This window comes from Pedobacter foliorum, from assembly GCF_013266735.1.
Taxonomy (GTDB): domain Bacteria; phylum Bacteroidota; class Bacteroidia; order Sphingobacteriales; family Sphingobacteriaceae; genus Pedobacter; species Pedobacter foliorum.
Genome location: NZ_JABSNU010000020.1, coordinates 16,110 through 37,757, shown reverse-complemented (window position 1 = coordinate 37,757; position 21,648 = coordinate 16,110). Strand labels below are relative to the sequence as shown.

Sequence of the window (21,648 nt, the reverse complement as noted above, 5' to 3'; positions counted from 1 at the left end):
AATAATAACCTAACAAACCAAATTATGTATTCATGCTCTACAATTCCCCCCATGGGATTATTTCCCCCCAAGATGTATTCTTTTCGCAAGATTAGAAGAAACTAATTCTTATTAGGCTACTTTGCTTTGGTAGCCAGGCTAATTTAACTTATTCTGAGTTTAAGGTATTCTATTTCCCGCATTTTCGGGAGGGGCTTCGTATTGCCTATACTTTAAAAATCAGGGTAGTTTTTAAGCAATTAATTAATTAAAGGTTTTAAATCAGTTAATACTTAATTATCTGCTATGCGCTTTATTGCAATTATTTCGTTGACGGGATTGTTGTGCGTAACAACAATTTCTTTCGGGAGAACACCCGGGTCTGCGCGTATTTTAAGATACACCCCTTTTTATAGTGGGGTTAAAATACAGTCAGACACCTCAAAAAAGAAGAAAATTGATACTGTCGGGAGTACAGAGGGTACCCTACTTAAATTACGGTCTGATAAAAACCCTGTTTTTTCGGAGCTTAATTTAAAAGCAAACAGTATTGATCCACAAAAACTTGTCACATCTCCTGCTGTTTCTTTGCAGCAGTATTTAAAGGGACAAGCTGCAGGACTTTACATTCAGGAGCCTTCCGGTGAGCCTGGAACTATTCAAAGTATGTTTATTCACGGTGCATCACAGCCTCTTTTATCTGCACGTGAGCAATTTCAAACCCAACCCTTGATTGTTCTTGATGGGATTCCACTAATAGGTGAACATCCATTTGCCTTTGATATCCAGCAATACAAATTCAACAGAATAGGGCCGGCTACCAATCTATTAACGAATATAGATATGGAAAATATTGCTTCTGTACAGGTGTTGACTGATATAGCGAGCATTGCGGCCTATGGGCCGAAGGGTGTAAATGGAGTCATTGTTCTTACCTCTAAAACGCCCTCCGCTCAAAAACAAATATCGTTCAATTCCTATGTTTCTGTCGGTTTGAGACCTCAGGTTACAACGCTGAATGGGAGGTATGAAAACAATTTCAGAAAACAATTTTATTACAAGTACACGCCTAACGGACGTTTTTCTGATGATGAAGTATATCCTCTTTATTTGAGTGATTCATTAAGTAGTTCTTACTATGGGCCATCAAACTGGAGCGATCTATATTACCGTAATCCGGTTTCACACACCATTAATGCGGCCATTTCAGGTGGAGCGGAAAGGGCCAATTTCCGGTTTTCATTGGGCAATGTGCGCAATGAGGGAATTGCAGATCAAACTGCGTTGAACAGATACAGTACGATGCTGAACGTCAATATGAAGCCACTAGAGTGGTTAACGTTTTCAGCCTCCGTGAATGCGAATCGTGTCGAAAGAGATAGGAATAACTCTTTGAGAGATCGATTTAGTCAGATGAATTACATCCCCGACTTGAGTTCACCTTTTAGTCCAAATAAGGACATCTATGCCGGCTTCTTAAAAGATCTTAAAAATGGTTATGATGACAACAAGTCAAACATTGTTGAAGGTGCTGCTGTCCTTTCCATAAATCTGGGGAACTTTTTGTTTACCTCACATTTTGGTATGGATTATAATGAGGGCTACAGGGATATTTATTATTCCAAGGTATTGCTTGAAGGAAACAGCTACGCATCTAACTACTATGGTTTCAACCAGCGGTTAATGTTTAACAACACTGCAAGTTATGATTTGAAGTTAAATGAAGTTCATAACTTCCGTTTCGAACTAGGTCAGTCGGTTCATTATGATACCTATAAGTATAATTATGCATTTGCTTATAAAGGAACCAACGATTATATAAAGTTAAACCTATTGAATTCCAATCCAGCCTTGGGAGGTGATGGTTCAGAACCTGAGGATTATCTGTATCCGTTATCCTTTCCTAAATCTTTAACATTTAAATATTTAGATAAAACAAAGAATAACATGCTTTCATTCTTTGGCAAAACGGCTTATAATTTCGATAATAAGTATACCCTTTCGTTCATATTGCGTGCAGATGCATCTACAAATGCACAACCTACCAGCCGATGGTTTGTTTCACCTGCTGTGTCCGCATCATGGAATATTAAAAATGATTTGCTTACAACCAATTCAAGTTTCAATGAACTGAGTTTACGTGTAAGTGCAGGTAGGTTAGGTAGAGCGGAATACTATGATAATTTTGCTCAAGGGCCTCAATATACTACAGAGCTTGGTTATACTGGGAACTTATTAAGTCCTGGTTATAATGCATTTGCCGTACTTACCAGACCTTACAATTACGGATGGGTAGGATATGGTATTCCATGGTCTTATACCGATCAGCTAAATGTGGGTGCTGATGTTGCCGTATTAAACAACCGATTACGCATGTCTCTTGATTTTTATACTAAAACAGATAAAAATCAATTGCTGGCAATTCCGGATTATGCTGAATATGGTTATACCCAATCTTATGAAAGTGGACTTTCTGTAAACAATAAAGGTATTGATTTAACCTTGTCAGGCGATATAATTTCTAATGATCGCTTTAAGTGGACACCGTCCCTAAACTTAAATTATAACGTAAACAAGTTGGTCGCCTTACCACGCGGATTAAAAGAAATTGCAATTGGCGACAGATTATTTAAGGTTGGACACGCTATTGATCAATACTGGTTATACACCAACGATGGAATGTATAATACCAATGAAGAAGTTCCTGTTGTAGGAGGTGTTGCTAAAAAGTTTAATGGCATTACACTAGGTGCAGGTGATCCGAATTGGAGAGATCTTAATAATGATAATGCAATTGATGACAATGATAAAACATTAAGAGGACATGCGCTTCCAGTCGTTGCCGGTAGTTTTAACAACGATTTTAAATACGGGAAATGGACTTTAGGCATGCAGTTTTATTTTAACCTGGGAAGGGAAGTCATAAACCAGGAAATGTCAAATCACTTCAATTTCATCAATCAGGAAAGTGGTAATACCATCAACTCCGTTAAAGAGATCACTTTCTGGGAGAAAAGAGGCGATTTCAGCAAGTACCCATTGTATAATCCATGGAGTCCGGTTATCTCATATCGTGTAGATCAGGATTTGTTTCTCGAAAACGCTTCTTTCCTAAAATTAAGGACAGTGTCTTTAGGATATGAACTTACCGATGTAATCAATAAAAAACGATTAAAACTATCCAGACTATACATCTATGGTACAGCAAATAACCTGTTTACCATAACACCATACACAGGACAGGATCCGGAATTAATCAATTACACGGGATACGATAGAGGCTTTGGAATGCCATACGCAACCACATTTACGCTGGGTGTTAAGATGGATTTGTAAATCTTAAGATATTGAAATATAGAATCATATAAAATGATATCATGAAAAAAATAATATTAAATAGTTTAATCTTTTTATCCCTTTTATCGGCAGGTTGTAAAAAAATCCTTGATACAGATTCGACAAGAGTGGTTGGAGAAAAAAACATGTGGAATTCTCTGGAGGATACAAGGGCTGGCTTAATGGGTATCTATGGACTTGCCAGATCTGCCATGGCCGACAATAATGCGCATTGGCTGTATGGTGATGTTAGACCAGCCGAGTTTACTGTAACCAACCGTCAGGATTTAAAAGCAATTGTAAAGAATAATTTAAATGCAGATTACGAATCATTGGAAGCTCTTTCTAATTGGAGAAGGTGGTATTCTGTGGTCAATTCAGCTAATCTTTTTCTTGAAAAAGTAGGAGATGTTAAAGCAGCAGATCCAAGATACACTGAGAATAATATGACTGTTGATATTGCACAGGCCAGATTTTTAAGAGCCTTTGCTTATTTTTATATGGTCAGAATATGGGGTGATGTACCTTTGATCATCAGTTCTCACGATGGTAAATTTGAAGCTAAAAAGAGAGAGGATCAATCAAAAGTATTAGCCTTTGCCGAAGCTGAAATATTGGCCGTTGCAGATGTTTTACCTTATAGATATAGTGCCGATGATCCTCAGCAACCTGGTGCTTATTACAATGAAACTTCCGTAAGATGGGAGGGTACACTTGCACGTAAGTTAACAGCTTATGCAATATTATCGCACATAGCAGCATGGCAAGGAAACTATCCTAAAGTAGCTGTCTACACCAAATTTGTAATGGACAACTATGGTAAAGCTGCCACTGGATTCCAAAGTACCTATGACCTTACAGAGCCGCACGGATTTTTTTATGGCAAAAAGAACAGTCACATTCTTGGCTTTAACTTTAACTATAGCCATGCCGAGGCCTCACCTACGGGCCGTATTGAAGAGCTAACACTTGCTGCTCCTGTAGTAAATAAGCCTATCCCGGATATTTATCTAAGTAAAGATTCAATCCTGTCTATTTTTAATGAACCCAAAGATCAGCGCTTTAGTTTGGATACACTAGGTCAGCCGGTTGATGATAAGTACTTCAGCAATTTTAATGGGAAGTATCCGATTTTCAGTAAAATAAAAGTAATTCTAGGCGGAGTTTCTGATCCGACATTCAAAATGTTTGCCAGTACAATTGTATTCACAAGGCTTGAAGACATCGCTTTGCTTAGGGCAGAAGCGCTAGCCGTATTAGGAGAACGTCCTCAGGCTATCGATATTTTAAACAATAGCATAAGAGCAAACAGAGGTTTACCTGCGTATAAGGAAGAGGTAAATGGAAATCTGATAGACGCCATCTTTAAAGAACGCCAAAGAGAGCTAATGGGCGAAGGCCACAGATGGTACGATCTGATTAGATACAACAAGATCAGACACAAAAATCCTGCCTTTACCAAGCTTATTGAAACTGGGGGTATTTACTGGCCGGTATCTCGTATCCTGATCAAGCAGAACGCTTTATTAACTCAAAATTCTTATTGGAAATAAATAACAGATTAGATATGAAAAACCTTAAAATATTATTAGGTAATATGGCTGCAGGTTTATGCTGTTGTATAATCATTTTCTTCAGTGGATGCGGTAAAGACAAGGGCTTTTATGAGGCAGCCGTAGATGAAAAAAATGTACCCTTAAATACTTATGATTATTTAAAAAGTAAAAGAGGTATTTACGATTCATTATTGCTGGTTATCGATAGAGTTGGACTTGCCGATACGCTGAAAAAGAATCCTGTTACTTTGTTTGCTCTTAGCAATTCCAGTTTTAAATTGGCCATGACCAATTTAAATAACCTACGTAGAACTACCGGTAAAGACCCTTTGTTTCTGTCCAACGTGGATATTAAACATCTGGATACTTTGATGACCAAGTATGTAATCAGAGGCCTATACCCAACAGAGTTATTGACGGAACAGGATGGATTAACATTTTATGGGGTTAAATATAACCGCATGATGCATGGTAAATTAGAGTCTTCAACCGCATCAGGTTACAACGGTGGTGGACCTGCTTACATTAAATTCGACGATACCAAACAAAGTATTTTTGTAAAGAATTGGGTAAACACTACAACAGGTTCAGTAAATATCAAAACCACTAATGGTATTGTACATATAGTAGAACCAAATCACGTATTCGGGTTTGATGAGTTTGTAAAGAGAATCACTTTTATTCCTAAAGTAAGGACACCTTTCTATGGTGTTCCGTTTGCAATTCCTGGCAAATTTAAAGCTATTGATTTTGACCTGGGAGGCGAAGGGGTTGCTTATTCTGATGCTACATTGGCTAATCAGGGGGGTGGATACCGTCCATTTGAGTCAGTAGATATTGAAGGCTATGGAGACACTTTTGCGATAAGAGAAGGCCTTACCGGTGAGTGGCTTGCATATTCAGTAGATGTAGCCGAAACCGGAGCTTACGAGCTTTCAATGTTGCTTTCTACTCCTGTAAGTAACAAAACTGTAAGCGCTGAAATGGATGATGTTAACATTACCGGTGGCAGGGTTGAAGTTCCCAATACTAATGGGTATCAGAATTTCACTCCTGTAAAAAGAACGGTTCAGCTAACCAAAGGGAAGCATGTGTTTAAGTTTAAAATCACAAATGGGCCGATGAATTTCTATGAGTTCATTTTCACTAAGCTACCCTAATCAAATATTACAGTTATAAAATTTTAATTCTTTATAGAAATGATGAAAATATTAAAATATAACCTGCTCTTACTTACCGCACTAATACTGGTGTCTGGTTGTAGGAAGCTACTTGATTTGCCTGAAGAAAAAGATTATCTGAGTGGCAAGCTAAATTATAGCAATAAGGTCTTTGAACCGGTTTTAGGTAGAACAACAGTAATGGGAACCCTCAATGCAGATAATTCAACATTGCCAATGCAATTTGAAATTGTAAATGCAAGGTATGGTGATGGAAAACCATATGATGATATGTTTAAAGTTCACAAAACATGGGTATGGACTTCAGCTTACACAGGTAAGGAAACCTCACTTGAACAAATCAATGCAAAAAGGAAACTTGAAGATCATCCAATGTTTGAGATCAGGTCTTCAGGTCAGTTCATCATGTGGCAATCATCAACTGATGAGCTAATTGATCCAAGACCTGCAGATAGTTCAAATAGCGTTCAGGATATGCGCCTTTTTGATTTGAAAGTTAAAAATTCAGGCGGAGAAGTATTGCTTAGAGACTTCCAGATAAGACCATGGAGAGAACGACCTTATGAACCATCAACAGATATCAATCCATTTACAGGAGCAGTAGCCAGAGATCCAAAAGACCCGAACAATCCAAACAAAAGAGATTACATCCTTGCCGATATTGGAAATATAATAGGAACACCTTCAGATTTACAACTGATAAGTAACGCAGATCAGAAAGATGTGGTCGTTTACATCAGGCCATTCACCGGAGGAAACGGACATTCATTACGATTCAAATTCTTAGATAAAGATGAACAGGTTATTGATCCGGCAAAGTTTAATGAAACCAAATGGGAGCAACTGGTACATGGTTTTAACATGCAAAAAACAACAACCTATGTACAATACGATGTTGCATATCCTATTCCATTGGTAAATATAAGTACTCCATATGCACCAAATGGTTCACAGGCATCCTCATACATTAAATATTCAAGAAGAGGATTTGGGGGGATGAAAACAACCGCCTATCTCGGACTAACGTACAACATATTTAAAGCAGGCGACTGGGAGATAGTTTTTCACTTCCGCAGGGAAAATCCAAAATTTCAAGACGAATAAATTATGCTAGGATTTAATATTATGAGAAAGAAAATACTCTTTTTATCGATCTTATTTGGTTGCCTGATGTTCAGTGATCTTCAGGCTCAAATTAAAAAAGTATTAGTTAAAGGTGTGGTTATTGAAAAAGCAACCAACCTTGGTATACCGGGTGCCACCATACTTTCAGGTACTCCGGCAAAAGTAATTGGTTCTACAGATGGCAAAGGAATGTTCTCTGTAAATGTAGATGAAGGAGGTACTTTGGTGTTTCACTTTGTAGGATTTAACGATGCAAGGGTTAAATTAAAACCAGGACAAACCTCTGTAAACGTAATCCTACACGAAAGTAATAGCCAATTGGATGAGGTTGTTGTGCGGGGTTATCAGGTGAGGTCTAAAGAGACCAGTACAGGATCATCTACAACCATCACTAGTAAGGATATTATGGATGTTCCTGTTTCAAACGTTGAGCAGCTATTGCAAGGAAAGGTAGCCGGTTTAAACATACAGGTAAACACCGGAGCTCCCGGATTTAGAGGAACCTCTACTATTCGTGGATTGAATACACTTGCAGTAACCGGTAACGGAAGCGAATCCTTTTTGCAGCCAACCTCACCATTATATGTAATTGATGGGGTGCCAATTGACGCAGATAAAGCTGCTGAATACGGTTATAATCAACAAGGACCAGGTGTGAGCCCACTTTCTTTAATCCCTCAGGAAGACATCGCAAGTCTGGAGGTGCTTAAAGATGCGCAGGCAACCTCACTTTATGGTTCCAGAGGTGCCTATGGGGTAATTATTATTACTACCAAGAGGGGGAATTCGAAGATTCCACGCGTACGCTACACCTCTAACTTTTTTATGAATACACCGCCTAAGCTTAGAGAAACATTAGGTGGTAACGCGGAGCGAAACTCAAAAATAAACCACATTCTTGCCAATGCTTTAACGCAGGAAGATTTAGATAAACTATCAAAAACATATTTCCTTACAGACAGTTTGAACGATTATTATAATAATTCTACTAACTGGCAAGGTGTATTTTATCAGAACACGTTTAACCAAAGTCATAACCTCGCATTCGATGGTGGTGATGAAAAGTTTAACTATAAAACCAATGTTGGTTATTTCTCTGAAACAGGGGTAGTTAAAAATACCGGTTTCGATAGGTACAATATGAACATGAACATGGAGTACAACCCAACTCCAAAATTGAAATTTTTTGCATCTGTATTTGGTTCAATTGGTAAACAAAATAAAGGAGATGGAGTTGGCTTACTTCAAAGTGGTGTTGCAGAGAATGGTCAGGCTTCTTCTTTATTGCCGGGCCCCTCATTCTTTCAATCTACACTGGGTGCAGTATCTGCTTTAAAAACGTTGAATAATAACGATTCCAGAAATATCAGGGCTAATATTGATGTCAAATATCAACTGCTACCGGGATTATGGGCTGCAAGTACTTTAAGTTATGATTTTACATCCGACAATGAAGATACTTTTACACCAGCTGCGGCTAACAGGCAATTTGCCAGAGTATATTCATTTAACGGGCGCAGTTCTAATTTGTATAGCAGAAGTAACATTTCTTATGCTAAAACATTTAATGGGAAGCACAATATTTTTGCGAATGTTTTCAATGAACTGTATAAAGTTACCGGACAATCAGGCATTATTGTTCAGAATAAAACCGCAAACGATCAATTACAAGGGCCTTTAGGTTTTGATGGGTATTATTCAACAGGTGGAGGTATTCTAACCAACTTTAAGAATGCTCGTCTTGCATCTTTTGCAGCTGCCTTTTCATATGATTACATGAAAAAATATGTAATCGACCTTTCTTACCGTTTAGATGGTTCATCAGGTAGTGGCTTAGAAAATCCTTATGCTAAAAATCCAGCTATTGGATTAAGGTGGAACTTTAACAAAGAAGAATGGCTTAAAGATATTGAGTGGCTTAGCTACGGTGCATTTCGTTTAAGCTGGGGCCGTAACGTTTCACCAACAGCAAATCTTTCGAACATTTATGGTTTATACCAAAATACCGGCACCTATAATAACAACCCTACTATGGGAATTGACTATGGGCAAGTACCAAATCCTAAGCTTAAACCAACCACAACTTCTCAATACAATTTCGGATTTGATGCAGGTCTATTCGACAGTAAAGTCGAATTAAATTTTGATGCTTATTATAAGAAAGTTGACAATCTTTTGTTTGAAAGTAACTTAAGCAATGCAGTAGCTTTTGATAAAGTTTTGAGTAACGATGCTGGTATTGCAAATTATGGTTATGAATTGGCAATAACAGTTAGGCCGCTTCCTACAAGTAGTCCTTTTAACTGGTCTATATCTGTCAACGGAGCCATTAATCGTGATATTTTAACCAAGCTTCCAGCAGAGTATAACGGACAATACATCAGATTTGATGGTGATGACAAATCTTTGCAGCATCTTGTGTACAGGGTAGGTAAGAATACCTTGTCTAACTATCTGCGTGTAAACCAAGGCGTATACTCTACAACTGAAAACGTTCCGGTTGATCCGGCTACAGGGCTAACCTATAGTACTGGCGGAAGATTTTTCCAGGGAGGAGATCCAATCTTTAAAGATGTAAATGGCGATTATGTACTTGACAATCGAGATTATGAAATATCAGGAAATTCTCAGCCTGTTGTAACAGGTGGATTGTCAACCAATTTAAGCTATAAAGGTTGGGGGCTAAATGTTTACGGTTCATTTACCTTACTGCGCACCATTCTAAATAATGCACTAGCCGATCGTTTCAGAATCATGAGCAATCCATTCGATTTAAGAGCGGTTGTTCCTCTTGATGATCTGGATACCTGGAAAAAGCCTGGTGATGTAACAAAATATCCATATGCTTATGATTATGCACGCTATGGCGCTGTCCAACCATTCAGGTTAGATCAAACGCTATGGGCTGAACAGGGTTCGTATCTTAAGTTTAACAGCGTTACGCTTTCTTATATGTTCACTAAAAAATTAGCTAAAAGGATCGGCCTTAATAATTTCCGAGCATATATATCCGGAAATAACTTAATCACATTTTCTCCTTATTCCGGCCCGAATCCGGAAAACGTAACTGCTTTAGGAAGGGATGCTTCCGGTGGTTATCCGGTGCCTCGCACCTACAACTTTGGTATGAACGTGGAATTCTAATTATTGACATAATAAAATTGATATGAAAAAATATATAATTTGTTCCCTGCTTTTATTATGTGGTCTTGGCCAGTTTAGCTGTAAAAAGTTTCTGGATGTTACACCACTGGATAAGCTCACGGGCAATAACTTTTACAAAAACAAGGAAGATGTAGAGACCGTGATATATGACATGTCCAGAAACTTCTTCACCAAAATTAATGCAACTCATTATGCCGGTGCAGTCGGAGAATATAGAGCCGGCGAAGTAAAGCACCAGTTAAATACAAGTTTGGCCCCGGCACGACGCTTTGTTGAGGTACTAGGGAAAAATGATCTTTTACAGTTGTTGTATGGCAATCCATTGCCATGGGATTTCTACAACTTTGGCACGTTAACAGATTGGACAACCTATTATCGGGTAATACAATCTGCAAATATCCTTGTCTTTAATCTGGAACAAGGTATCCCAACATTAAGTGATAAACAGACCAAACAGTACATAGGCGAAGCTAAGTTCATAAGATGCCTGGCTTACTTTTATCTGGTTCGTTTATATGGAGATGTACCTTATTATACTAAGGCCTTTTATTCAGATGCACCTCCAAGAGAAAACATGGTGTCCGTGTTCAATAAATGCATTGTTGATTTAAAAAGCAGTGTAAATGATATGCAATGGACATTCTCAGATCCTGCCCTTAAAGGTGTTAGAGCCAGTAAAGGAAGTGTTATTGCCTTGTTGATGAACATGAACATGTGGAATGCAGGATTTGATGGCGCAAACGCCTCAAAATATTGGGAAGAAACTGCACGCCTTGGCGACGAGCTGATAAAAAGTGGAGCCTATAAATTGCTGGACTTAAAAGACTGGAATTTAGTAATGAAAGGCAGATCCGATGAGAGTTTGTTTGAGTTTTACAGAAGTATCAACTACAACGATGCGGTAAATAACTTTGCATCCATTGGCGATATGTTTTTACACTATCCCTATAAACGTCCTCAAACATCCTTCCAAGTTAGTTTTGCTTATTTCAAAGCAGAATACATGAAGCAGATTTATCCGGAAATAGAATCCGATAAGCGTAAAGAAGCCTGGTTCGAAAACATGTATGCAAACGATGGTGACTTCATTATGCAAAAGTATGGTCAAAACGTTTATGCTTCCGGCAATCAAGACGTAAATCCCGATAATACTTTTCTGGTTTTCCGCTATGCAGAATCCATCTTATTGTGTGCTGAGGCACAAGCAAACCTCGGCCGCAATGCGGAAGCAACAACATTGGTAAATATGGTGAGAGCACGTGCAGAAGCAGCCCCTTACGATGGATCAGGATCTGTAAAAGACTTCGTATTTCTTGAGCGCTCAAGAGAATTAATTGGCGAAGGACACCATTACTTCGATTTGATTCGTACAAAGAGAATCCTTAGCAGATCATGGACTTCAAACCCACTAACCCTCGATCAGTTTAATCGTGGGGGATGGACATGGCCCATAAATGAGGCAGCGCGGAATAACAACCCATACATGACTTTAAATACATACTGGTTAACTGGAGGTAAATAATGGCCGGTTTAAAAGAAAACGATATGAAAAATTACATGCTAAAATATATTAAAGGGTCCCTTTTTATAGTGGTATGCTTTGTATTGGGCTTAGCCTCATGTTCAAAGGATGATTATTATAGAGATGGTGGCAAAGCACAGGCAAAATTTAATGGAGATATTCTTCAATTCCTTGAGTCAAAACCTAGAGAATTTGATTCAGTCGCACAAATCATTAAAATCGCAGGTCTTGAGGATGTGTTTAAAAAGGAAAATATAACCTTCTTCGCCCCTAATGATAGGGTTATCAAAGAAACTATAAAAACTTTGAACCCTTATTTGTATGCACTTTACAAAGATACCGTTAAGAACTTCACTGACATAAATCCAGAAATCTGGAGAAAATTTATGTTGCGCTATGTATTTAAAGGTGAAATTAAACTGGCAGATGTTCCACAGATTGACTTAGCGGTACTGCCAATTTATCCCGGCCAAAATTACCTCTCTTATGAGGGCGCTGTTTATAACATGGGGGTAATTTATAATGAGGCCAACGGAGTTAAGTACATGGGCTACCGACAACTGATTTTAAATTATGTTCCTGATGTTTCCAAGCCGAAAGATAATTGGGTTATCAACTATTTGTCCTCATCAGATATTCAGCCCAATAATGGTGTAGTTCATGCCCTCATTTACAATGGAGCCCCATTCGGAATAGATTATGTCGGTTTTCTAAATGATGTCATCCGTTCTAAATAATTAATCAGGTATGAAATCGATAATATTTATCCAGATAAAAAATACAGATCTAAACTAATTCATATGAAGTCAAATCTTAAAGTATTAATTTTTGCGCTAACTATCTTTATTATAGGTGGCTGTAAAAAATCTAAGGAGGTGTTTGATCCTCCTTATCAACACGGGAAACCAGCTCTTGGAATTAAAATTAATGAAACACAAAAGCCTGTTCCTGAAGAAGGCGAGCCTGGTACCGTTGTAACCATTCTTGCCACTGGTCTTGAGCAATATAAAGACAAACTTGTTTTTATGTTTAATGGCGAAAAGGCCGATGTAACGGAGATTACCGAAACCAGTATTTCAGTAAAAGTACCCAAAACGGCAAGTTCAGGGGTTACTTCAATACTAATAGGTGGGAACATTGTATTTGGACCTGATTTTAAAGTGAAGGGATTGATTAACTTCGATCCTACTTTTAGAGTCGTTAATGGCACAAATGGACCTGTAGCTGCGGCGCTGAAACTTGATGAAGGAAAGTATTACTTTGTTGGTGGTTTTACAAACTACGACAATAAAGGAACTGCTGTGCCTATCAATAGATTGGTAAGAACATCTTTAGACGGAGATATAGACAGAACCCTACGTGTTGGAACCGCTTCAAATGGTTATTTGTCAAATATGCTTGCTGTCGGTAATCAGTTTATCATAGCAGGTGGGTTTTCCGGATACAACCAAAGAAAGGAAAACATCAGTAACATAACAAGATTAAACACCAATGGTACTATTGATACCGTAGGGATTAAGGTGTTTAATCCACCAACCAAGCCAGAAACCATTAAGTTCTTTCCGAGGTTCAATGGCGGAACCAACGGTTTCATCTCTAAAATTTACAATTACCAGGATAAAATCACAGCAACTGGCGATTTTAGGTACTACATCTCCCGCAGATACGATAAGCCGAATCTTTACCAAACAAAAGATTCAGTCATTTTGGATAGTACAGAAATCAGACAGATTGTTCGTCTTAATCCCGATGGATCTTTGGATAAAACCTATAGGTTTAACGCAGGTACAGGTAAAGGCTTAAGCGGGGCAAATGGTTTTGTAATAAGTTATATGCATACCAAGGCAGGTACAAATGCCGGTAAAATGGTACTTGTTGGTTCTTTTACCACATTTGATGATGCTCCGGTTCCATATATCATCAGGCTTAATGCCGATGGTACAAAAGATGCCGGTTTTAATGTTGGCTCAGGAGCAAGCTCAACAATAAGCTCAGTAACCTACAACGAAACCACAGGTAAATATTTAATCACAGGTACTTTCAAAACATTTAATGGTTCCCCTTCAAACGGAATCGTAATGCTTAATGCCGATGGTACAGAAGACAAAAGCTTTGTAGCTAAAACAATTACTGAAGGGTATGTATATGGTGCCAAACAACTCAGTGATGGTCTGATTGTAGTATTTGGCGACTTTAAAAAATACGGAAACGTTACTCGCAACGGATTTATGATCTTAAATCCAAATGGAGAATTAGCTGAAGGGTACAATGCTACCGGACTCTTTAACGGATCATTAAATGACGTAATAGAAACAGTGTCTGCCGATAGTAAACGCGCCTTACTGCTGATAGGTCAGTTTAACAGATTCGATAATGCACCTGTTCAGAATATAATCCGCGTAACATTAGAATAATCATTGAATTGGAATTTATATAAACCATTAACTATTTAAAGATGAAACAAAATCAATTCAAATTATATCCGGCCTTACTCATTGCCTTGTTTATGGTGATGACGGGCTGCAATAAAGACTTTGAAAGAGAAATACCTAATAAAACTTATACCGACAGTGTTTCCATAGCATTCGGAAATCCTAAAGTACTGTTGCTAATTGCCGACGGTGCGAGAGGTATTTCTGTAAGAGATGCCAGAACACCCGTAATAAGTTCGCTATTGCGTAACTCTATTTACTCGTGGAATTCACTGGCTGATGATGAAAATCCGGAAAGCGGAACAAACTGGACAGATTTACTTACAGGAGTTAAGGCAAGTAAACACGGAGTGATAGGGGATGACTTCAGTAAAAGTCAATTTCAGGACTATCCCTTAATTTTTAGCCGCATTAAAGCTGCCAAACCAAATGCTAAAATTGTGTCGTTTGCTGCTACACCAATGTTTAGCGAAAAACTAAATGCAGGGGTAGATGTAAGTAAAACACCGGGTAACGATGAAGGAGTAAAAGCTGGAATTGTAAACTCTTTAAAAACTGATACTGCTTCTTTTATTGTAGGTCAGTTTAAAGAAATAGGAGAGGCCGGAGCAGAACATGGCTATGATGTAAGTAAACCTCAATACAAGGCCGCAATACAACGCTTTGATACTGAAGTAGGAGAAATGCTTGAGGCATTAAAAAGCAGACCAAACTATGCAAACGAAAGTTGGCTGGTTGTTGTCGTGTCAAACAATGGCGGCACCTATCAAATCCCTGTTGAGCAAGATGATAAAACTGTTTTCAGTAACCCAAAAGTAAATACGTTTACCATTATCTATAATCCTAAATATTCAGTAAGGATATTAAATAAACCATTTCTAGGCAATAAGTATAATGGAGTGGGTGTTAGGCTTCATGGAAATGTAAATGACGGTGTTAGAGCAACGGCTTTAAATTCTGAGTTATTTAATTTCGGAGATAAAACACCTTTTTCTGTCGAATTAAAGCTTAAAAAGAATCCGGGGCCAAGTGGAAATTACCGTTATTCCTGGCCATCAGTTATCGGTAAAAGGCCTCAATGGGCTGGAGGCTGGCCTACAAAGGGTTGGGTAATTTACCTCGAGAACAACAACTGGCACTTAAATATTAGAACTGATAAAGTAGCAGATCAGGTTCTTGGCGGATCAATAAGTGATGGTAACTGGAATACGCTTGCTTTTGTCCGTTCAAATGAGGGTGGCCGTATAATTATCACAACTTATACAGATGGGAAAGAGAACAATAAAAGAGATGTGACTGATTGGGGAGATTTTGATAGCAATGAGCCACTTACATTAGGTGTTTTGGCCGGTGATGGCCATGGAATAATGGACGGTACTGTAAGCGATGTAAGGATTTGGAAAGTAGCGCTACCTGCATCAGTAATCAGCCAATTTTCTTGCGATACTGAGATCGACGAAAACCATCCGTTTTTTGACTATTTGCTTGGCTATTGGCCGTGTACCGATGGCTCAGGTAATGTCTTTAAAGATAAAGGTGCTGCCGGAAGCGATTTCAAAATACAAGGCAATTATGAGTGGGCTAAATTCAGCGACCTGATGTGTGCGCCAAGTGCTTCAGACTTTGGAGCTACTGTACCCAGAAATATGGACATGACTACGCAGCTGTTAAGCTGGCTAAGAATACCTGTTCAAGAGAGCTGGAAATTAGACGGTAGAGTTTGGTTAGATCAATAAGGTTGTATAAAGAAATTATATACTGATGAAAAAAATTAAAATGATTAATAGCAAATCCCTTATCTGCATGCTAACCTCCTTAATTTTGTTAGGTGGTGCCTGCAAGAACAATCAACTCGACGATTTTGGGATTCAATCAACAGGAAGTGTAAAGGTATCTGCATCACCAGAAGTAGGAGAGGTAGTAAAGGATAAATCTAAAGTGTGGGTTTCTTTGGATGTTTTACTTTCTATCCCGGCAAGCAATGCTTTCGAGATAGATTTAAAGGAAAATCAGGATACCATTACTACCCTAATAGAGAACGGCACACTTCAAAATACCATAGCCTTACCAGTAGGAACTTATGATGCTCCTGCGGTAGTTAATGTTGCTTATGGCGAGAAGAAAACCACTTTTAAGGTAGCCATTGCAACCAGTGTTCTAGAAAAGAACTTTGGAAAACAAGTTGCCTTTGCAGTTAAATTATCATCACCAAGCAAGGGTAATTCTGTACAACAATCAAAAGAGAGCTTTGTAGTAGTATTGGATACTAAAAAAATACTAACACTAGAGGATATCCACTACGTTACCTTTAAGGGCGGTACATCTGGAATAGTTAATATTCCAGGTGGAGGAGAGTTCGGTCAAAATGCCGAAGGCTTAGCTATTCCACTTACTTTACAACTTAATGGTTTGGGTGAGAGTGTTGGCTTTGATGCAACTATAGAAGGAAGCGGAAGCAATATACCTGCAATGGTAGCAAGTGGTAAATTACCTGCAAACGCCATTGCTTTAGCTCCTGAAAACTATAGATTAGATAAGGTTGCTAAGTTTCTTCCTGGTCAAAATACAGCGAAATTTGCGATTACCGTTTATATGCCGATAATACGAGATAATGTGACAAAAAAACTGGCATTAACGCTAACCTTAACCAACGTCACCAAAAACCTGATTAATCCGGAAAATAAAACAATTACTGTTGTTCTTGATCCTGCGGCACTGCTTTCTGCTGACGTAACAAGCGCAGGTCAGTTATCAGTTTCTATGGACAATCCGAATGGACCGGGTGCTTCGCAAGGATCTCCAAAGTTGGTAGATGGCAATTACTTTAACAAATTCTTAGCAGAAATGGGTTCACGGTTATGGGCTCAATTGAAATATGATCAGCCAATAGTAATAAATAGCTATAGTATCACATGTGCAGAAGATATGCATTCTAGAGATGCGAAAATATGGAACCTTTCTGCCTCTAATGACGGGATATCGTGGGTAGTACTGGATGAACGCAATACCGAAGTATTTGAAAATTATAATGAAACCAAAACATTCGATTTTGTTAATACCAAGGCATTTAGCTATTACAGATTAAACGTTCTTAAAAACCAAGGCGATTATTATTTCCAGATGGCAGAGTTCCGCGTATTTAAAAAACCATAGTTGTTTTAGATAAAGCTTAAAAATGATTTAATCCGTGATTGATATGAAACATATATATAAAATAGGAGTGTTAGGCTTAATGTTACTTGCCTTCTCCTGTAGTAAAGATAAAGAAGTAGCTAAAGCTGTGCCCGAAGAGCCAAAACCAAGAGCCGTGGCCGAAATTATCCGCGATCCAAATAATGCCTTCACCTTTGAATTTAAGAGTACATCTCTAAATGCAAAAAGTACCAGGTGGACATTTGGCGACGATAGTGTCGCAATAGTGCCAACCGCCAAACATACTTACTTATACGCAGGTATATTTAAGGTATTGCTAAGGGTAGAAAATGGACAAGGTTATGTTGCCCAACAGGAAATGACCATAAACATCAGCCCCGAGAAAATATTGACCATTCAGGCAAAACCAACTGCTGATGGTAATGTTAAATTCGCTGCTGTATCAGCAACTGCTTTTAAAGATTTCAAATGGACTTTTGCCGATAAAACTACTTCAACAGAGGCTTCTCCAATAAAGAAAATAACCGAAGGAAAGATAGAAACAGTTACACTTAATGTAACTACCGAACAAGGCTCTACAATCGAATTGAAAAAGATGATAGGGTCGTTTGGTGGAATCAGCGATGTAACTAAAGGGGCTACATTAGCTGTGTCTAATGAAAATGGCAATGGACCATTTGGAGGAGAGGGATCGCTAAAACTTATTGACGGTGACAATGGCACCAAATTCTTTTCGGGAGGTTTTAATGCCAACTTCTGGATGAAGCAAACGCTTGTGGCTCCACAGGTTGTTCGAGTATATTCAATAACTACTGGTAATGATGAAAAGGTTAGAGATCCAAAAACCTGGACCCTGCAAGGATCAATGGATGGCGAAGTATGGGATGTTTTAGATTCCAGAACAGTAGAATTCAGCGATAGGAATGAAGTAAGAGCTTTTGCTTTCGAAAACACTAAAGCATATCCTTATTACCGTTGGTATGTTACTGCAAATTGGGGCAATATCTCGATATTTCAGGCGTCGGAATGGCGCTTGTTCAGAGTTGATTAAGTACGCGATTCTATTAAATACAAATCATCCCTATTAATAAATACAATAGCCTGCATCATGATTAATGAGCAGGCTATTGTATTTTACACTCGTCTTTTTTACACCCGTCATCCTGAATTTATTTCAGGACCCCTCAAGAGAAAGGTGGCCTTGCAGATGCGCGGTCCTGATACCGGCCTTCGCCGGCACAACGAATTCAGGATGACGAGTGTATTATTCAGGACGGCGATAAATTACTTACCGACCTAACTACTTCCCTACCGGCACAAGCCTTATATTCTTCAAATTCATAACTCCCAAACCCGGTTTAGTAATCGCCTTCACCAATATCGTATTCGTTCCTTTTTTAGAAATCACGGCCGTTCCCATATCCCAATCCTTATACGCGCCCCAGCTGTTTTCCGTGCCTTTAACTACACCCGGAAGGGTGGTTTTACCCAAGCTAACCGCAATCTTAGATCCTGCCGAAGCATCCGTACAAGCAGTGCTCAGAATCACTTTGTATTTACCCGGCTGCGTAACATTCACATTCCATGCTACGGTAGCATCCTGAGCAGTCCAGCTGTGTAATATTGCCTGTTCGCCAACCGACAGGGCGATACCACCTGTCAATATTGCATCACCTGCCAATAATTTAAATGAACCATCTTCCTCCGGAAATATACCCTGAGCAACAAGAGAAGTTCCTGTAACATCTAACGCTATAACAGTTGCAGCATCATTTTTAAACGCCTTATTGCTTACATCTATAAACAAACCACGTTCGTTAGCTTCTACCTTTAATGGAGTTTTAGAACCATCGGCAAGGAAATATGCCTGAGGTATCACCCCTTTATCCGGAGCAAATGGAACGTGTAATTTGTTGTTCTCCGGCCAGTTAAATACGTGTAAAAAGAACTTGCCCGGTTTGGTAGTAATGCGACCCCAATTAACCTTGCCAATAGTATTGGCTCTGGAGCCATATATAGCCTCTCCATTTACGTTCATCCAGCTGCCGATGCCATGCATTAAGTCTATACTTTTTGCAGGAATAGTACCATCGGCCATAGGGCCAACATTTAGCAAATAGTTGCCGCCTTTAGAAACAATGTCTATCATATTATGAACCAATTCCGTTTCTGTATGCCAGCGCTGGTTGTTTTTGCTGTATCCCCAGGTACCGTTCATGGTCATGCACGATTCCCAGTCCATACCCTTAAAACCCGATTCCGGGATAAACTGTTCGGGCGTTACCAAATCTCCGTTTGCACGAGTGTATTCGCTATTGTGCTCAAAAGCATACAAACGGTTGTTCATAATGATGTTTGGATGATGCTTTTTCACCATGGCCACTAAATCTTTAGCACCCCACTTTTCACCCTGAATCTCTTTAGAACTGTAATCCCACCATACCACATCGATAGGGCCATAGTTTGAGAACATCTCTTCCGCTTGTTTGTGCATATACTCAACATATTTAGCATTATCGCGAGTGTCATTTTTTACACCTGCAGGTGCGGGTAAACCATGCTCTACGTAAGCATCAGGATGGTGCCAATCTACCAATGAAAAATAAACCCCTACACGAAGCCCTTGTTCATGTAAAGCGTTTACAATTTCACGGAACAAATCTCTGCCAGTTACATCCATTCCATCGAAAGTGGTGGTTTTGCTATCATGCAGGGCGAAACCTTCATGGTGTCTGCTGGTGAAAATAACGTATCTGCAACCAGCATCTTTAGCTGTTTTTGCCCATTCTCTGGCAAAGTCTTTTTTCGGTTTAAAAAGAGGTTTTAAGCGAGCTTCGTAAACATCAGCTGGTACGTTTGCCATGTTTTGAATCCATTCAACACAGCCGTCGTAATCTTTGCCATCCCATTCTCCGGCTGCACCACTGTACAGTCCCCAGTGTACAAACATGCCAAAGTGGGCATCTCTGAACCATCGCATTCTTGCATCTCTGATGGCTTCGGGTTCTTCAGCATTGGCGGTAAGGCCTTCTTTAACCTGTGCATTACTTGCTGCGTACGGCAAAATCAGGCCGACGAGCATACTTAACTTTAAAAAAGTTTTCTTCATTTGTGGTTGGTTTTGTTAGGTTTTTAGGTTACCAAAATGCGGTGCATTTTGAAGGGCTTAAGATAACGAAATCATTTAAGTCATCTATTAGCAAAGCTGTCTTTAAAAGACATGTTTTTTCCTGTTAAAGAGGCGAGTACATCTATAAATAAACGTAAAGTAGGTAAGCCTTTATAAGTAATTGAGAAATCACTGGGAAATAACTAGAAACCCCAATCCAACCCCCTAGCAAGCGGTACGCAATTCAGTGATTTCCTAGTTATTTCCCTGTGATTTGACAATAGTTTCTAACTGCAATGTAATACTGAAATTACCTGCCTTTTATAGACTAAACTTAAGAAATGGAAGAAGGGCTATATTTTAGTGCACAAATATAGTAGAGCCGCGAGTGCACTGCCGATAATAGGCCCAATTACAGGTATCCATGCATAGCCCCAGTTGTTGTCGCCTTTGCCGGCTACGGGTAATATGGCATGCATAATTCGAGGGCCAAGGTCTCTTGCCGGATTAATTGCATAGCCTGTGGTGCCGCCAAGCGACAGTCCGATTACCCAAACAAGGAAGGCTACTGGCAAAGCGCCAAGAGAGCCTAATCCAATTGGGGATTTATCCGAGCCTAATGAAGCATCGGTGAAATGAAATATCACAAAAATCAATACGAAAGTGCCTATTATCTCACTAATTAGGTTCGAAATCGTATTTGGGATGGCAGGAGCTGTGCAAAAGGTAGCTTGTTTTAACCCTTTGTCTTCAGTGCCTTTGTAGAAATCTTTAAATAATAGCCATACGAGTGTAGAGCCAAGCATTGCACCGATAAACTGAGCGGCAATATAGGTCGGGACATTAGCCCAGCTAAATTTTCCTGCAATGGCTAATCCGATGGTTACGGCAGGGTTGAGGTGCGCGCCACTATATGGGCCGGCAACAACAACGCCTACAAAAACGGCCAAGCCCCATGCTGTAGTAATTACCATCCAGCCGCTATTGTTTCCTTTGGTTCCGGTTAAAACCACGTTGGCAACAACGCTATTGCCTAATAAAATCAAAAACATAGTACCAAGGATTTCGGCTATAAATGGAGACATGAGGA

Annotated in this window: 13 protein-coding genes; 11 read left to right on the top strand and 2 right to left on the bottom strand. The window is 39.1% G+C overall.

All coding sequences use genetic code 11. The annotated features are described in order from the left end of the window. The first annotated feature begins 285 nt into the window (after window positions 1-285). The 11 genes from HQN83_RS23530 (at window position 286) to HQN83_RS23480 (ending at window position 18,500) form a co-directional block, all read left to right on the top strand. Window positions 286-3,315 (top strand): SusC/RagA family TonB-linked outer membrane protein, encoded by a 3,030-nt coding sequence (locus HQN83_RS23530; RefSeq protein ID WP_173093937.1) that lies wholly within the window; start codon window positions 286-288, stop codon window positions 3,313-3,315. Window positions 3,316-3,356: 41 nt separating this feature from the next. Further along, window positions 3,357-4,868: a RagB/SusD family nutrient uptake outer membrane protein gene (locus tag HQN83_RS23525; protein WP_246254574.1), complete on the top strand. Its 1,512-nt coding sequence runs from the start codon at window positions 3,357-3,359 to the stop codon at window positions 4,866-4,868. Between the two features lie 14 nt (window positions 4,869-4,882). Then, complete coding sequence (locus tag HQN83_RS23520; RefSeq protein WP_173093935.1) at window positions 4,883-6,031, top strand: carbohydrate-binding protein; 1,149 nt, start codon at window positions 4,883-4,885, stop codon at window positions 6,029-6,031. A gap of 39 nt (window positions 6,032-6,070) precedes the next feature. After that, complete coding sequence (locus HQN83_RS23515) at window positions 6,071-7,156, top strand: DUF5007 domain-containing protein (protein ID WP_173093933.1); 1,086 nt, start codon at window positions 6,071-6,073, stop codon at window positions 7,154-7,156. Window positions 7,157-7,177: 21 nt separating this feature from the next. Continuing rightward, window positions 7,178-10,321 (top strand): SusC/RagA family TonB-linked outer membrane protein, encoded by a 3,144-nt coding sequence (locus tag HQN83_RS23510; protein WP_173093931.1) that lies wholly within the window; start codon window positions 7,178-7,180, stop codon window positions 10,319-10,321. 22 nt (window positions 10,322-10,343) lie between these two features. Next, window positions 10,344-11,864, top strand: a complete 1,521-nt coding sequence (locus HQN83_RS23505; RefSeq protein ID WP_173093929.1) for a RagB/SusD family nutrient uptake outer membrane protein — start codon at window positions 10,344-10,346, stop codon at window positions 11,862-11,864. A 23-nt stretch (window positions 11,865-11,887) separates the two neighbouring features. Further along, window positions 11,888-12,601 carry a hypothetical protein gene (locus HQN83_RS23500; RefSeq protein WP_173093927.1) on the top strand — a complete coding sequence of 238 codons (714 nt, stop codon included), beginning with the start codon at window positions 11,888-11,890 and terminating at the stop codon, window positions 12,599-12,601. Window positions 12,602-12,664: 63 nt separating this feature from the next. Further along, window positions 12,665-14,278 (top strand): DUF5008 domain-containing protein, encoded by a 1,614-nt coding sequence (locus HQN83_RS23495; RefSeq protein ID WP_173093925.1) that lies wholly within the window; start codon window positions 12,665-12,667, stop codon window positions 14,276-14,278. A gap of 41 nt (window positions 14,279-14,319) precedes the next feature. Beyond that, entirely contained in the window at window positions 14,320-16,032 is a 1,713-nt protein-coding gene (locus HQN83_RS23490) for an alkaline phosphatase family protein (RefSeq protein WP_173093923.1), read from the top strand. Window positions 16,033-16,099: 67 nt separating this feature from the next. After that, window positions 16,100-17,449, top strand: a complete 1,350-nt coding sequence (locus HQN83_RS23485) for a hypothetical protein (RefSeq protein ID WP_173093921.1) — start codon at window positions 16,100-16,102, stop codon at window positions 17,447-17,449. A 43-nt stretch (window positions 17,450-17,492) separates the two neighbouring features. Further along, complete coding sequence (locus HQN83_RS23480) at window positions 17,493-18,500, top strand: PKD domain-containing protein (RefSeq protein WP_173093920.1); 1,008 nt, start codon at window positions 17,493-17,495, stop codon at window positions 18,498-18,500. A gap of 249 nt (window positions 18,501-18,749) precedes the next feature. On the opposite strand, the gene HQN83_RS23475 is transcribed toward HQN83_RS23480, so the two are convergent. Next, complete coding sequence (locus tag HQN83_RS23475; protein WP_173093918.1) at window positions 18,750-20,558, bottom strand: alpha-L-fucosidase; 1,809 nt, start codon at window positions 20,556-20,558, stop codon at window positions 18,750-18,752. Between the two features lie 353 nt (window positions 20,559-20,911). Next, on the bottom strand, window positions 20,912-21,643 hold the full coding sequence (locus HQN83_RS23470) for an MIP/aquaporin family protein (protein ID WP_173093916.1): 732 nt from the start codon (window positions 21,641-21,643) through the stop codon (window positions 20,912-20,914). Window positions 21,644-21,648: the final 5 nt, after the last annotated feature.

Bases quoted from the DNA above. Each gene is read 5' to 3' on its own strand.
- HQN83_RS23530 (WP_173093937.1), top strand. From the start codon at position 286: ATGCGCTTTATTGCAATTATTTCGTTGACGGGATTGTTGTGCGTAACA.
- HQN83_RS23525 (WP_246254574.1), top strand. From the start codon at position 3,357: ATGAAAAAAATAATATTAAATAGTTTAATCTTTTTATCCCTTTTATCG.
- HQN83_RS23520 (WP_173093935.1), top strand. From the start codon at position 4,883: ATGAAAAACCTTAAAATATTATTAGGTAATATGGCTGCAGGTTTATGC.
- HQN83_RS23515 (WP_173093933.1), top strand. From the start codon at position 6,071: ATGATGAAAATATTAAAATATAACCTGCTCTTACTTACCGCACTAATA.
- HQN83_RS23510 (WP_173093931.1), top strand. From the start codon at position 7,178: ATGAGAAAGAAAATACTCTTTTTATCGATCTTATTTGGTTGCCTGATG.
- HQN83_RS23505 (WP_173093929.1), top strand. From the start codon at position 10,344: ATGAAAAAATATATAATTTGTTCCCTGCTTTTATTATGTGGTCTTGGC.
- HQN83_RS23500 (WP_173093927.1), top strand. From the start codon at position 11,888: ATGAAAAATTACATGCTAAAATATATTAAAGGGTCCCTTTTTATAGTG.
- HQN83_RS23495 (WP_173093925.1), top strand. From the start codon at position 12,665: ATGAAGTCAAATCTTAAAGTATTAATTTTTGCGCTAACTATCTTTATT.
- HQN83_RS23490 (WP_173093923.1), top strand. From the start codon at position 14,320: ATGAAACAAAATCAATTCAAATTATATCCGGCCTTACTCATTGCCTTG.
- HQN83_RS23485 (WP_173093921.1), top strand. From the start codon at position 16,100: ATGCTAACCTCCTTAATTTTGTTAGGTGGTGCCTGCAAGAACAATCAA.
- HQN83_RS23480 (WP_173093920.1), top strand. From the start codon at position 17,493: ATGAAACATATATATAAAATAGGAGTGTTAGGCTTAATGTTACTTGCC.
- HQN83_RS23475 (WP_173093918.1), bottom strand. From the start codon at position 20,558: ATGAAGAAAACTTTTTTAAAGTTAAGTATGCTCGTCGGCCTGATTTTG.
- HQN83_RS23470 (WP_173093916.1), bottom strand. From the start codon at position 21,643: ATGTCTCCATTTATAGCCGAAATCCTTGGTACTATGTTTTTGATTTTA.